Source organism: Pseudoduganella sp. SL102 (genome assembly GCF_027856995.1).
Lineage (GTDB): Bacteria > Pseudomonadota > Gammaproteobacteria > Burkholderiales > Burkholderiaceae_D > Rugamonas > Rugamonas albidiflava.
This window is the reverse complement of sequence record NZ_CP115554.1, coordinates 7,002,854-7,016,053: the sequence shown is the minus strand read 5'-3', so window position 1 is coordinate 7,016,053 and position 13,200 is coordinate 7,002,854. Positions and strand designations below refer to the sequence as shown.

Sequence of the window (13,200 nt, the reverse complement as noted above, 5' to 3'; positions counted from 1 at the left end):
ATAGAGTGTTGTGAGTTATTGCGAAGGAGTGTTGATTGGAATTAGGATCGATTTCGTTTGCGCTTTGCTTGCGCGTTTTCTCTCTCTCGGTGTGAAAACACCCGTGACAGCGGTGAAGAGTTGACCCATGACGGCGTCATGGGTCGATTTCCGGAAAAGCCATCTCTATCCGTCATGGGTCAGAGGATGTATTTCTCGGGGCATAGCACGCGCGTTGAGGGGTGACAGAGCCAATCGAGAACTACGTTCTCGAAAAGGGTCTATGCCCCCCTTAGTCATCTCGCTTGCAGGCCCGAACTCATCTCGATTTTCCCCACAGCCGCGCGTACTTTTTCTAGCTGTTGCGCTGCCGCTTGGCGAGTGATCGACAGACCCGTCAATTGCTCGTAACGCTCTGCCACTTCCGTTGGGCCAACAGTGCTGCCAATACGGGAGCAGAGCCACAACGCATGACGGCGATGTATCGCGGCCTCTGCTTCGGCTTCGCCGAACGTGGCTGTCCGCCGCACTTTGCGCAGCTCACGCTGCAATGCCTCGCGCACGCTGCCGCTCGCCGCATTGGTCGCCGCCGCGCGCCTCTTGATCGGAGCAGAACGCAGCCACGCGCAATCCCACTGCTGACGCTCGGTGAGCGAGAGGGAGCCAACCAGCTTCCAAGCTGGGCGAATGCCTCGATAGAACGCAAACTCCGCCTCCCTATGGAACACTGCCTCGGCGCCGGTCAACATCGCCTTCCCGCGCTGATATCGCACCACGTCAGCATGTTCCGGGTACTGGTGGCGAAGCCACACTAGATCGATCAGAAACAAGCCGTAACGCTGATTGACGTCCAGGCTACCCGACGTCAAGCCATCATGTATTACAAACGGCGGCACGCCTCGCAGCGCCAGCCCTTCCGCCATCAAGAATGCGCGCATGCGCTGGCCCGCCGCGAACGCCAGGCGGTAGTGATCGAGCAGTTCGTCGCGGCGCAAACTCAGCACTCGCCGCCGCGCTTCGTAAAGCTTTGAAGGTCCGACAGCACGCAGCAGTGGGCCGAGTGGCGCAAAGCCCTGCGCAGCATCTGCTACGAGGCTTTGGCCTGCCATCAATGCGTAACCCGTGCGGTACCGGGCGCCCTCATCTCGCGTTCGAACTGTTCGCCCAGCGTGCGGTAGTCGGCGGGAGCGATGCGCTTGATTCCTGCCTCCAACGGCTCTGGGCCGAAGCTGACGATAAGATTTGCGGCTTCGTCACGCAATTCCGGGCATGTGGCGGCCAGCGCCAGCACCTCATGCAGTTCAGGGAGGTGAATACTCAACAGCCGGTCGATCAGGCCGCTGACGGTCAGTCCGGTCAGGTTGGAATGCGCTTGCAACAGTTCGGAGGTGTCGTCATCAAGGTCAATACGATGGATCATTGCTGCCCCTCGTCGAACCAGATGCCGGACAGTTCGTCAGCTCGTTGATTATGGTGTTCCACGATAACAATCGGCGAGCCGTAGCGTGTGCCATGATGCACCGTCATGCTTCCCATGTCGATGGAGTATTCGAGCTGCGACTCGGCAATCGTCTGTTTGCAGGTGGCAGAATCGACGGCATGGAAATGCTCTGCGCTTAGCGGATTATGGACGTGCTTCGCGTTCATGCCGATGCTCCCGGACGGACGGATTGCGCCCGCGATTGAATCCACGCGTCGATAGAAGAAGCAAGCCAACCTACGGCGCGCTCGCCCAGCTTGACGGGAGCTGGAAAGGTGCCGTTTTTCACGCCAGCGTAGATGCTGGCGCGAGAAAGGCCACAACGCGCCTTAATTTGGGGAAGCCGGAGGATGCTGTCACCCGTTACAGACGGGAGGGAAGAAAGGGTTGTATACATGGTCTGGAGTCTTTCGCTAGTTTCCACTGCGGTGTGCTGTGGATCGATGCGAACGATACGAGAGTCAAATGAATACCGCCATATATTGCACCTTGACGCTTCTTAATGCGCCTTATTGCGATCGTTTGGTTAGATGCCGCCTTATGGAAGCTAACGCATCCTTTTCGGACTGCATATCCGGTGGTTGATCTGCACCGGCTTCCCACTTGAATAGCTTTTCATCGGCGACATGATCCAGCAATTGTGGGTAAGGGCGTGGCTCGCGCGCTAGTTTGCGAAGTGCGTCAAGAATACTGTGCGGGTCATCTGCCGTTCTAGCGGTTCTAATTGCTGCTAAATACACCTCGTCCCGGCTAGTTTTCCTCGGCTTTTTCTTCGATTTTGCCAGTGCTGAGAATTTTATCGTTCGCACCTCCGCCAAGTGCGCATCTCTGATGGCCTCCAACTCTTCTTGGTGCTTATGGCGCCGTTTCGCAAGTGCCATTTCCACGGCCATTTTTTTGAGGTCAATCTTCATGCTGCTTTTCTGCCAAATACAGCGGGCACGACGTCTCCGCCTTGCCTGAGCACGTCAAGGTAGTCGGCCCAGCGCTGCATCATCTCCCGCCGGGCAGGAAGATGCGAGGTCCGGTTATAGGCGCGGCCGTTAGGGTCACGTACCGCGTGGGCGAGCTGGTGCTCGATCAGGTCAACCCGTTCACTCAGCACTTCGTCAAGTATGGTTCGCGCGGTCGCACGGAAGCCGTGTGCCGTCATTACCTCTTTGCTGTAGCCCAAGCCGCGCAACGCGGCATTAATCGTGTTCTCGCTCATGCATCGCTCACCGGTTCGGATACTGGGGAAGACGTAGCGTCCGTGGCCGCTCAGCTTGTGAACGGCACGTAGCAGCTCTACCGCTTGCGTTGCGAGCGGTACGATGTGATCGATCCGCATCTTCATCTTGGCGCCGGGAATCCGCCATTCGGCCGCGTCGAGGTCGATCTCGGCCCACTCCGCCGCGCGCAGTTCCCCAGGCCGAACGAACAGCAGGGGCGACAGCTTGAGTGCCGCAACGGTGTACGGATGGCCCGCATAGCCATGGATCGAACGCATCAATTCGCCTAACTCTCGCGGTTCGGTGATGGCGGCATAGTGGCCTTTCGGGACAGCCGCCAGTGCGCCGCGCAGGTCTGCGGTGACGTCGCGCTCGGCGACGCCCTCGGCAACGGCGAACCGGAAAACCTGGCCGCAAATCTGCTTGACCCGGTGCGCCGAATCGAACGCGCCGCGCTCCTCAATAAGCCGGACGGCGGCAAGCACGTCGCGCGGGCCGATGGTGCTGATAGGTTTGCTGCCGATGAACGGGAATACGTTGTGCTCCAACCAAGCCGTTACTTTCTCTTGGGTGATCGCTGCCCGGTTCGCCGCAGTCTTGGCGAGCCACTGACGGGCCACCGTCTCGAAAGTGTTGGTTGCCGCAATGACCTGTTCGAGCTTCTTGTCACGCTTGTGCTGGCCGGGGTCGATTCCGTCCGCCAGCAGTTCGCGCGCTTCGTCCCGCCGTTTGCGGGCCTTGGCGAGGGAGACGTCGGGATAGACGCCCAGCGCCAGCGTTTTACGCTTGTCGAGGAAGCGGTAGTCCATGCGCCAGTATTTCCCGCCGCCCTTGACGAACAAGTACATACCGCCGCCATCGGCGTGCTTGTTCCCGGCCTCGCTGCTTGCTTTCACCTGTCGGACGAATGTGTCGGTAAGTGCCATCTTGTCTTCTGTCGGTATCTCAAATGTCGGTATCGCCAGATACCGTCAAAAATGACGGTATTTGTGCTGGCTGTCATGCTACCGCCTTGGATACTGCTGGACAACAAAAAACCCGCGATACCTGGTAGGCATGCGGGTTCTGGATGCTGCTGGACTTTCTTGTATTCGTTCTTGGTGCCGGGAACCGGAATCGAACCGGTACGCCTTGCGGCGCGGGATTTTGAGTCCCGTGCGTCTACCTATTCCGCCATCCCGGCAACGCGCCGTGCATTATCACTGATTTGCCCAGCAGGAGCAACCCTGCACGCCGCCCTGCACGCCGCCGACACCCTGCACGCCGCCGCCGGTATCTTGCCGATGTGATAACGAGCGGCGCAACTAGCGCGCATTGCTGATGCCCGCTGGCGAGGGCTTGGCCTGCGTGGCGCGCCGCCCCTGCCGTTTGCGCTGCCAGATGACCACGCCGGTTACGGAGAGCACCGCCACAGCGAGGCCCAGCACGCACATGAACGCCTTGAACGGCATGCCCCACAGCGCCGCGAGATGCAGGCTGGTGATCCATGTCCTGATGGTATCGCCGGCGGCGCCGCCTGTCGGCCACCAGTGGAAGCGGGGCTCGCCGGTGTTCGCATCGAACACCACGGCGGTGCTGCCATAGCGGTCGCGGATATCGGCACTGCTCTTCACCACGTAGCGGAACGTGGCGGTTCCCGGGTCGTAGCGCAGCAGCGTTTCTTCCAGCACCGTGGCACCGCGCGCGGCCGCCGCGTCGCGCATCAGGCGGCGGCCATTGGCCAAGGCGGCTTCCCAGCTCATGCCCGGTTGCGCCTGCGGCGTGGCGCGGCGCGGCAGCAGGTCTTCCGCCGGCTGGTGCGCGAACATGGCGCGCATGACCGGGTCGTAGACGACCTGGAGGTTGAACCCGACACTGCTCCAGGCGATGATGAACAGCATCGCCCAGGGCCAGAGGCCGCCGGCGCGGTGCAGGTCGACCTGCAGCTTGTAGGCGCTGGTGCCGCGGCGCACCTGCCAGGCCGGCCACCAGCGCGCCAGCCAGGGCTTGCCTGAACGGTGCCGGCGGGCCGGAAACGTCAGCACGGCACCGACCCAGCAATCGATCGCCCACAGCAGCGCGACGATGCCCAGCAGCGTGGTGCCTGCCGTATCCAGGGCCAGCGAATAATGCAGCCGGTAGATGAAAGGCAGCAGGTTCGTGCTGCCCTGGCCGATATCGCCCCAGCGCCTGCCGCCCAGCAGTTCGCCTGAATGGGGATTCACGAAGACCTGGTCGTTCTCCAGTAGCGCGCCAGGCTTCGGCGCGACGAGGAAGAACACCGCCTCGCCCGGCCTGCGCAGCAGCGGCACGAAATCCACGCGGGCCGCCGGCAGGGCTTCGGCGACCAGTTCGCGCAGCCGCAGCGGATCGGGCGGCACCGCGCCATCGCCTGGCGGCGCCACGTGGGACAGGCGGGGATTGACCGCCGCGTCCAGCTCTTCGTACCAGGCCAGCACGCTGCCGGTCACGCCCGCCAGCAGCAGGAAGCCCGCCAGCAGGAGGCCCACGTAGCGGTGGGCGAGGACCAGCGCGGCGCGCATCACCAGAGGTAGCCGATGGTGGCCGTGACGCGGCGTCCTTCACCGTACAGGCAGCTTGCGTAGCTGCAGGTGAGCGAGTCGCGGTCGGTCAGGTTGGAGAAATTGAGGGCGGTGCGCCACTGGCCGGTTTCCCACGCGAGCAGCGCATCGACCGTGGTGGTGGATGGCACGCGCGCATTGGTGCCCTGCACATCGCTCATCGATCCGGTATGGCGCACGCCCAGGCCGGCCCGCAACTTCGGCCAGCCGAATGCGGCGAGTGCCACGTCGCTCCACAGGGCAGCCTGCTGGCGCGGCACCGAAGGCTGGCGCAGGCCGATATCGGTGGGCCGCAGGCTGCGCGTGGTGCGGGCGTTCGTATAGGCATAGGAAGCGATCAGGTCGACGTGCCTGGCGACGCGGCCTTTCGCCTCGAACTCCGCGCCCTCGGACTTCACTTCGCCGGTCTGCATGCGGACCGCCGGCATGCGCGGATCGCTGGTCATCACGTTCTGCTGCGTGAGCGTATAGACCGTGGCCGACAGCAGCACGCCGGTGGACGGCACTTCCCACCGCAGCCCCAGCTCCGCCTGTTCGCCGCGGGTCGGCTTGAAACGGTTGCCCACGACGTCGACGCCTGCCTGCGGCTCGAACGACTGGCTGAAACTGGCGAACGGCGCGAAGCCGTTGCCGGCCTGGTACACCGCGCCCGCTCGGCCCGTGGTTGCCTCGGTGCGTTCAGTCGACCAGCTTGGCGTGCCGCCGAGCGGGGAGCGGGCATCGCTGGCCCAGTCGTGCCGCGCACCCAGCAGGAATACCCAGCGCTCGCCCAGCTTGGCCTGGTCCTGCACGTAGATGCCCTTGCGGGTGGCGATGGCGCGCGTGCTGTAGGAAGGCACCAGCGTCATGGCTTCCGGCCGCGCGCCATATACCGGCGCGAACAGGTCGAGCGGTGCCACCGCCGCCAGCGACCACTGGCTCTCCGGCTTGTGGCGCGCGTAGTCGAAGCCGGCGAGCAGCGTGTGTGTCATGCCGAGGCCCTGCCAGCGCTGTTCGATCGAGGTGTCGCTGGAAATGCCGCGCGTGCGCTCCCACTCGTCGTAGGCGGTGCGTGCCTGCCGGCGTGGATCGTCGGCCAGAGCGCCGTCCAGGCCGATGAACTGCACGTGGTTCTCCGATTTCAGGTAGCGCGTGGCGTGGCGCAGCCGCGTACTGTCCGAAAAGGCGTGCTCGAACAGCAGGGCGGCGCCGTACTGCCGCGCATCCTGGCGGTCGAACTCCGGCTCGCCGACGAAGCGGCCGCGCGGCAGCCTGCCGTACGGCGAGGCGATCAGGGTGCCCTCGGCGGGCAGCGAATACTGGTAGGCGGTGCGGCGGTCGTGTACATGGGCCAGCAGCGTCAGCGAGGTGGCGGCCGACGGCTGCCACTTCACGGCCGGCGCGAAGTAGCGGCCGTTGTTGGGCACATGGTCGACCTGTGTCTCGTCGTTGCGTGCCAGCGCCGTGACGCGCCAGTTCCATGCCGGGCCGATCGCGCCACCGAGATCGGCGGCCGCCTCGCGCCGGCCCCGCGAGCCAGCCGAGGCGCGCACTTCGTTGACCATGCCGGCCGTGGGCCGCTTGGTCACGGTATTGAGCACGCCGCCCGGGGCGGCCGCGCCATACAGCACCGACGCGGCGCCCTTGATCAGTTCCAGCCGCTCCAGGCCATACACTTCCTGCTGGCCCGAGGCCCAGCCGGCGCCGCCGAATTTCAGGCCGTCCCGATAGATCCCGCCGCTGGTGTCGGACAGGCGAAAGCCGCGGCTGTAGAACACGTCGAAGGAATTGGTGTAGCCGGGATCGACGACGATGCCCGGCGTGTACGCCATCGCTTCGCCGAGGCTGACCGGCTTCAGCGTGGCCAGCTGGTCAGCCGTGACGATCGAGATCGATTGCGGGATTTCGGTGACGGGCACGTCGAACTTGGTGGCGCCGGCACTGCGCCGCGCCACATAGCCGGTGCCGGGGCCGTCCGCCGTTTCGCGCAGGCCGTCGACGATCACGCTGGGCATGACGCGCGACGCGCCGCTTTCCTGGACGCTGCCGGCAGGAGACTGCCGGGTCAGCGTGTAGCCGCCGTCCGCTCCCGCCACCGCCACGATGCCGGTACCGCGCAGCAGCCTGGCCAGTGCCTCGGCCACGGTGTAGGCGCCGCGCACGCCCTCGGTGTGCAGGCCGGTGGTCAGGTTGGCGGGGTAGGCAAGCAGGATGCCCGTCTCGCGGCCAAGGCGGTTCAGCGCGGGATCGAGCGGGCCGGCGGGCAAGTCGTATTGCCGCCGCGTTTCCGCGGTGGCGGGCGCCCCGGCGGCCAGCGCGCCACAAGCGGGTGCAAGCAAGGCAAGGGCCAGCGCATGCGCCAGCGTGGTCAGGTGCAGGCGCGCGCGCGCCAGCGGGGAATAGTCATGCATGGTGTTCTCGGGTCGAAGTAAACAGGGGTATTCATACCCTTGACACGCGAGCCGGCCAGACAGACCACCTTGCGGGAGTTATTTTTTCGCGGCGGCGCCGGACATCATTGGCGCGGACGCACCACCACGTAGTAGCGCGTGAAATGAACGACCTCGATGGGCAGTACCCCGGCGATGGCGCGCAGCACCCGGTCCGTGTTGGCCAGTGGAAAGGTGCCGGCCACGCGCAGGCCTGCCACGGCCGGGTCGCAATGGATGGTGCCGCGCCGGTAGCGCGCCAGCTCGGCAAGGAATTCATCCAGCCGCATGTGGCCGCCGATCAGCATGCCGTCGGCCCATGCGGTCAGGGCTTCGTCCGCCGCGACGGGCCGTGCGATGCCGCCGTGGCCGATCCTGGTGCCCTGGCCGGCATGCAGCCGCATGTGCGCTCCGTCCGCCGCGAACAGGTCGACCGTGCCATCGAACACCGCGATGCGCGAGGCGTTGGCCAGCAGGCGCACCGCGAAACGGGCGCCGAGGGCGCGCAGCGTGCCATGCGCGGTTTCCACGGTGAGCGGCAGCGTGCGCGCACTGGGCATGGATGCCAGGATTTCGCCGGCGGCCAGGCGCAGGCGATGCAGGTGGCCGTCGATGTCGAGCGCACTGTCGCCGTTCATGATGACCGTGCTGCCCTCCGCCAGCCGCAGCGTGCGGCGTTCGCCGATGCCGGTTCGCTCGTCCGCCAGCCAGTTATCCCACGGTGCCGTCGCCGCGCCGGTGGCCAGCCCGCTGCCTGTGAACACCAGCAGCGCGAGCGTCTTGACAGCGTGCCTGCGCCCAGGCGAGCCGGGCTTGGCCAGCACTGCCTGGGCCGTCGCGGACGCCATCGGCGATGCCACGCCTTGCCAGTGCGCATGGGCGCTCTCGACATGGCGCCATGCCCGCTCATGGTCGGGGTGGGCGGCGCGCCAGCGTTGCCATGCGTTGCGCAGGTCCGTGCTGGGCGTGCCGGCCTGCAGTTCGACCAGCCACTCGACCGCACGGCGGGCGATCGCCGGCGCCACCTGGGGCGGAACGGGAATGTCCAGCGCCATCAGTTGGCCGCGCCGGCGAAGTAGCACTGCGTCATCGCGCGCACCAGGTAGCGCTTGACCGTTGTCTGCGACACATTCAGGCGCTGGGCGATCTCGGCCTGGGGCATGCCCTCCAGCTGCGCATACAGGAACGCCTGCCGGACCGGTGCCGGCAGGCCGTCCAGCAACCGGTCGATCGCGCACAGCGCTTCCAGCACCATCGCGCGCTCTTCCGGCGACGGGGCGAGCGCTTCGGGCAGGGCGGCCAGGGTCTCCAGGTAAGCCCGTTCGATCTGTTCACGGCGGTAGTGGTTCAGCAGCAGCCGCTTCGCCACCGTGGTGAGGAAGGCGCGCGGCTCGTCGATCGCCACCGCTCGCTCGCTGGACAGCAGGCGCACGAACGTGTCGTGGGCCAGGTCGGCGGCATGGAAGGTGCAGCCGAGCTTGCGCGACAGCCAGCCGAGCAGCCACTGGTGGTGCCCGGCATACAGCTGCTGCACCTGTGCGGGCAGTCCGGCAGGCGCGTGGGTGGAAGAAGCGGCCGGCATGGGTGTCGTCGGTGTTGGCGGTGAGCGAAGTTGGTTGCTTATTATAGATGAGAATGAATCTCATTAACTATATTTTGGCAAGCTGCATCCGCCATTACTCGCCAGGACTTCGGTACCGGTTTGGTGGAAGAGGTGAGCTGGCTGGGTGAAGAGACAACGGGCTCAGCCGCATGCTGCACGACAGGCATCGCTGGCTGCGCGGCGGCTGCACCTGAAAGGGTTGCAGATGGTGATCCTGCAGAGGAAGGTATCAGGTTTTTCCGGGGTGTCCAGTCGCATGGACTGGATCCCCGTTCGGGAAACGAGACTTCCCGTTGGCAGGCGGTGCCGTCAGTAGCGGCACCGCCTGCGCGGCGCTGGATGGACGATCAAGCCTTGCGATTCGCCAGGCGGCGGTACGCGGCCATGCCGGCCAGGCCCAGGCCCAGCATGGCGTACGTGCCGGGTTCAGGTACCGGAGGAGGCGGAGTGGCCGCGCCGAAGGTGATGTTGTCGAAGACGACGTAATTGGCGGTACCGGAAAAATCGATCGAACGGGCTTCGCCCTCGAAGCTCAAGCCAGCCGCCGTGTAGTTGCAATACTGGCCGTACGGATCGCCCACGCAATTGCTGGTGTGCTGCGCCGACAGGTGGATCGTGCCCAGCAGGGTGCCGGTCGCGTTCAAGCCGGAATACACGTCCACGCTGGCGGCATATGCCGCCGAATAATAGAACGAGAAGCCGGTGTCGAATCCTGCGGCATTGTTCAGGATGGCGCTGCCGGTCAGGAAGAACATCACGGTTTCGCCGGAAGGTTCGTTGGCGATATTGCCGGTGCCGCCCGCGTCCTCGTCGATCAGGCCCAGCGCGTCGGGACCGAAGGAAATGCCGTAATTGGTGCCGCTGTTCCCTTCGCTATCCGTGCCACCATTGTAGAAATCCAGGATCTGCGCCTGAGTGCCGATACCTTCGAAATCCAGTACCACGGGTGCTGCGAATGCACTGCCTGCAAACATTGCCGATGCCAACGCCAGCGCAACCTTATTCTTGTTCAACATGACTCTTCCTGAGTAATTAGTGGATGGGTAAGTTGGCAGAATAACATGTAATTAATGCAATCATTCTCGCCAATTGTCACGCTACCAAAACAAAACTTACCAAGAGTCATTTTTGTGCGGGGAGCGCGAGGGCGCCGCTGTAGAGCAGGTGGGCATGGACCGCCGCGGAGCCGCAAAAGGCAGTTCTACGCACGATCCGAGCCGCTTTGCAGCGACCCGGTGCGCGATCCCGACCGCGCGGCGGAGCGGAATGGCAACTGCGCAGTTCGCGTCAAGTTAGCCCGACATGGTGCCCGGATGAAAGCCGTTCCAGACGGGGGCGAATGCGTTTCATCCCGCATATTCGACGTTTCATCGCTTCTCGCTGCCCTCCCGAAGTTGTCTTTGTTACCTTGCATAGGTCGCCGCACATTACAGAAGAGGCGGTGACCACCTGGCAAACCACTTCGGAGATTCACATGAACAAATCGTTTATCGGCGCAGCAGCACTCGCCCTCAGCATCCTGGCACCATTCTCGGCCCAGGCACAAGCGCCGGCCCAGCCGGACCAGGCCAGCGTCGCCGTCACCGCGCCGCGCCAGTCGTACACGCTGGGAATCGGCGAGTTCGACGAGTTCGCCAATACCTACGTCCTGAGCAATGGCCAGGTGGCCCAGTTCACCCAGCGCGGCAATCACTATTTCGTGCAATTGAAAGACTCGTATCGCTCGCAGCAACGTGCCGACGGTACCGCCCAGCGCATGGTGTCCACCCGGCTGCGTGCGATTGGCCCCGGCGCCTTCGTGACCGACAGCGGTGCCGAGCTGAGCTTCCGCGACCATGGCGACGAAGTCACCATCAACGGTTTCGAGCGGCTGCCGGCTGCCCGCGTGGCCGCCAACCTGACCAATGTGCAGATGATCGCGCGCCGCTGATGCGATGAGCATCAACGGAAAAAGGCCCGCATCAGCGGGCCTTTTGTCATTGGGGGAGGTGCCGGTCTCAGGCTGCCAGGCGCAGCGGTACCGGATCGAGGCGTTCATGCAGCAGCTTGAACACGTCGTCCTTGGTGAGCACGTAGCGTTCCATCAGCACGTCCTTCAGCGATTCCATCACGTCGCGGTAATCGCCGATCGATTTCAGCGTCTCGCTGTACAGCTCGTCGGCCTTGGCTTCCACCTGCACCAGCGTGTGCTCGCCGCTCATCTCGTTCTTGAACTGGCTGTAGTCCAGCTTGGAACGGGAATACATCGACAGGCTGTTGACCATCGTGTGCAGCATCGAGGTCGCTTTCTGGATATCGTTCTGGCTGCCCACCGAGATGCCGCGGGCGCCGTAGAACAGCTCTTCCGCCGCAACGCCGCCGTACAGCTGCATCACGTCGCGTTCCAGTTCTTCCAGCGTGCGCAGCGACATGTCGTCACCGGCGGACAATACATAGCCCAGGGCGTTCAGCTTCGAGACCGATTCCGTGCTGATTTTCAGCAGGTGCGATTTTTCCTTCACTTCGTCCAGCGTCAGGCCGGCACGCAGGTAGGGATCGATCTGCATGAAGAAGTGGCCCAGTTCGTGCAAGGCAATCCGCTCGCGCTGGCGGGTCTTCTCGGCCGTGGTGGCGCGGTCGGTCAGGCCGATCGTGGCACGCTCGAAGGCGCGGAACATCAGGTCGGTATTGATCACCGTCTTGTCCTGGATCGACAGCAGTGAAGCGCGGTCGACCACGGTTTCCAGCAGGGCCGGCGACAGGTTCTGGGTGATTTCAGCGATCTGGTCCAGGTTCATGTCGTTCCAGTCCACCAGGCCGTCTTCCTTGCGCTTCAGGAACGAGCTCAGCAGTTCCTTGCGTTCCTGCTTGTTCGGCAGGCGGAAGTTGATCTTCACGGAGAAGCGGCGCAGCATCGCTTCATCCATCTGCGAATTGTTGTCGTCGAAGTTCGATGCCACCACCCAGATCACGCCCTTGCCTTCGTCGCTTTTCACGCCGTCCAGCAGGCCCAGCAGGGTATTGGCGGTATCGTCTTCCCACTTCTTCTCGCCGCGGCCGCGGGGCATGAACAGCGCCTGCGCTTCGTCGAGGAAGATGATGCAGTTGCCGCGGGCGGCAGCCTTGCGGTACAGCGCGTTCAGCGACTTGGAGCCGCCACCGATGTAGCCCGACTCCAGCGCCGAGCCGGAAGCCGAGATCAGCGGGTAGCCCAGGCGCTTGGCCAGGTAGCCGGCCAGCTTGGTCTTGCCGGTACCGGCAGGGCCCGTCAGCATCACGTTGAACGGCTTGTCGATGTTGTGCTGCTTGTAGACGGCGCGGTTGCGGATCATGTCTTCCAGGTGCAGCACTTCCTGCTTGATGTCTTCCATGCCGATCAGGTCGTCCATCGAACCCTTCAGCTTGTCCGGGGTGATCACGGAAGCGGAAGCGCCGCCCATGCCGGGGATGCCGAACTTCAGCACGAACAGCAGCAGTACCACGAGGAAGATGTCGAATGCGTGGCGTTGCACGAAAGCCGTCACGCCCGCCATCGTGCCGCCATCGTCCAGCAGCACGGCCTTGTGCTTGGACAGGTAGTCTTCCTTGGCGATCGCGTACGGCAGGCCATTACGCAGCAGCACTTCGCGCTCCAGGCTCAGGTGGGAAGTGCTGGGCACCTTCACCACGTGCAACTGCGAAGAATCCTTGAACTTGTAGATATAACGCGGCGAATCCGACAGCGGACGGGCGATCAGCAGGTAATCGAGCCGCGCACGCTGGCCAACCAGGGCCGTGATTTCCGAGATGTTCTGCGAACGGACGACCGGGCTCGTGTCTTGCGCGACTTCGGTCCGGATAACGGCGAAAACGACGGCCGCGACAGCCAGCACGACGAGGGCGAGGCGCACCCAGGTGTTCTTGAGCGCAAGCTGAAGTTTGTAGAGATTGAACATGTAGGCAGACTCGACTGTTACTGATACACGGATGATTGTCGTTC

General features: G+C 63.9%; 13 protein-coding genes and 1 tRNA gene. 1 reads left to right on the top strand and 13 read right to left on the bottom strand.

Translation table 11 applies throughout. The features are described 5' to 3' along the window. Positions 1-275 precede the first annotated feature (275 nt). From OU994_RS29735 to OU994_RS29680, 12 genes are all read right to left on the bottom strand, one after another. Positions 276-1,088 carry a hypothetical protein gene (locus OU994_RS29735; protein ID WP_281608826.1) on the bottom strand — a complete coding sequence of 271 codons (813 nt, stop codon included), beginning with the start codon at positions 1,086-1,088 and terminating at the stop codon, positions 276-278. Further along, positions 1,088-1,399 carry a hypothetical protein gene (locus tag OU994_RS29730; RefSeq protein WP_281608825.1) on the bottom strand — a complete coding sequence of 104 codons (312 nt, stop codon included), beginning with the start codon at positions 1,397-1,399 and terminating at the stop codon, positions 1,088-1,090. The genes OU994_RS29735 and OU994_RS29730 overlap by 1 nt, the downstream gene beginning before the upstream one ends. Beyond that, entirely contained in the window at positions 1,396-1,626 is a 231-nt protein-coding gene (locus OU994_RS29725) for a hypothetical protein (RefSeq protein WP_281608824.1), read from the bottom strand. The genes OU994_RS29730 and OU994_RS29725 overlap by 4 nt, the downstream gene beginning before the upstream one ends. After that, on the bottom strand, positions 1,623-1,856 hold the full coding sequence (locus OU994_RS29720) for an AlpA family transcriptional regulator (RefSeq protein WP_281608823.1): 234 nt from the start codon (positions 1,854-1,856) through the stop codon (positions 1,623-1,625). Before OU994_RS29720 ends, OU994_RS29725 begins: the two co-directional genes overlap by 4 nt. Positions 1,857-1,968: 112 nt before the next feature. Continuing rightward, a complete protein-coding gene (locus OU994_RS29715; RefSeq protein ID WP_281608822.1) occupies positions 1,969-2,373 on the bottom strand; it encodes a hypothetical protein in 405 nt (134 codons plus the stop codon). Beyond that, complete coding sequence (locus tag OU994_RS29710; protein WP_281608821.1) at positions 2,370-3,596, bottom strand: integrase arm-type DNA-binding domain-containing protein; 1,227 nt, start codon at positions 3,594-3,596, stop codon at positions 2,370-2,372. The genes OU994_RS29715 and OU994_RS29710 overlap by 4 nt, the downstream gene beginning before the upstream one ends. Before the next feature lie 172 nt (positions 3,597-3,768). Continuing rightward, positions 3,769-3,853, bottom strand: a tRNA-Leu gene (locus OU994_RS29705). A 121-nt stretch (positions 3,854-3,974) separates the two neighbouring features. Beyond that, positions 3,975-5,192: a PepSY domain-containing protein gene (locus OU994_RS29700; protein WP_281611755.1), complete on the bottom strand. Its 1,218-nt coding sequence runs from the start codon at positions 5,190-5,192 to the stop codon at positions 3,975-3,977. Beyond that, positions 5,192-7,621 carry a TonB-dependent siderophore receptor gene (locus OU994_RS29695; RefSeq protein WP_281608820.1) on the bottom strand — a complete coding sequence of 810 codons (2,430 nt, stop codon included), beginning with the start codon at positions 7,619-7,621 and terminating at the stop codon, positions 5,192-5,194. The genes OU994_RS29700 and OU994_RS29695 overlap by 1 nt, the downstream gene beginning before the upstream one ends. 104 nt (positions 7,622-7,725) lie before the next feature. Beyond that, positions 7,726-8,694, bottom strand: a complete 969-nt coding sequence (locus OU994_RS29690) for a FecR domain-containing protein (protein ID WP_281608819.1) — start codon at positions 8,692-8,694, stop codon at positions 7,726-7,728. Further along, positions 8,694-9,221 (bottom strand): sigma-70 family RNA polymerase sigma factor, encoded by a 528-nt coding sequence (locus OU994_RS29685; RefSeq protein WP_281608818.1) that lies wholly within the window; start codon positions 9,219-9,221, stop codon positions 8,694-8,696. Before OU994_RS29685 ends, OU994_RS29690 begins: the two co-directional genes overlap by 1 nt. A 368-nt stretch (positions 9,222-9,589) precedes the next feature. Then, positions 9,590-10,258, bottom strand: a complete 669-nt coding sequence (locus OU994_RS29680; protein WP_281608817.1) for a PEP-CTERM sorting domain-containing protein — start codon at positions 10,256-10,258, stop codon at positions 9,590-9,592. Between the two features lie 458 nt (positions 10,259-10,716). On the opposite strand from OU994_RS29680, the gene OU994_RS29675 reads away from it, so the two are divergent. Continuing rightward, positions 10,717-11,172 (top strand): hypothetical protein, encoded by a 456-nt coding sequence (locus tag OU994_RS29675; RefSeq protein ID WP_131143805.1) that lies wholly within the window; start codon positions 10,717-10,719, stop codon positions 11,170-11,172. A 67-nt stretch (positions 11,173-11,239) separates the two neighbouring features. Here the strand turns inward: OU994_RS29675 and OU994_RS29670 are convergent, their stop codons facing one another. Then, a complete protein-coding gene (locus OU994_RS29670) occupies positions 11,240-13,156 on the bottom strand; it encodes an AAA family ATPase (protein WP_281608816.1) in 1,917 nt (638 codons plus the stop codon). Positions 13,157-13,200 lie beyond the last annotated feature (44 nt).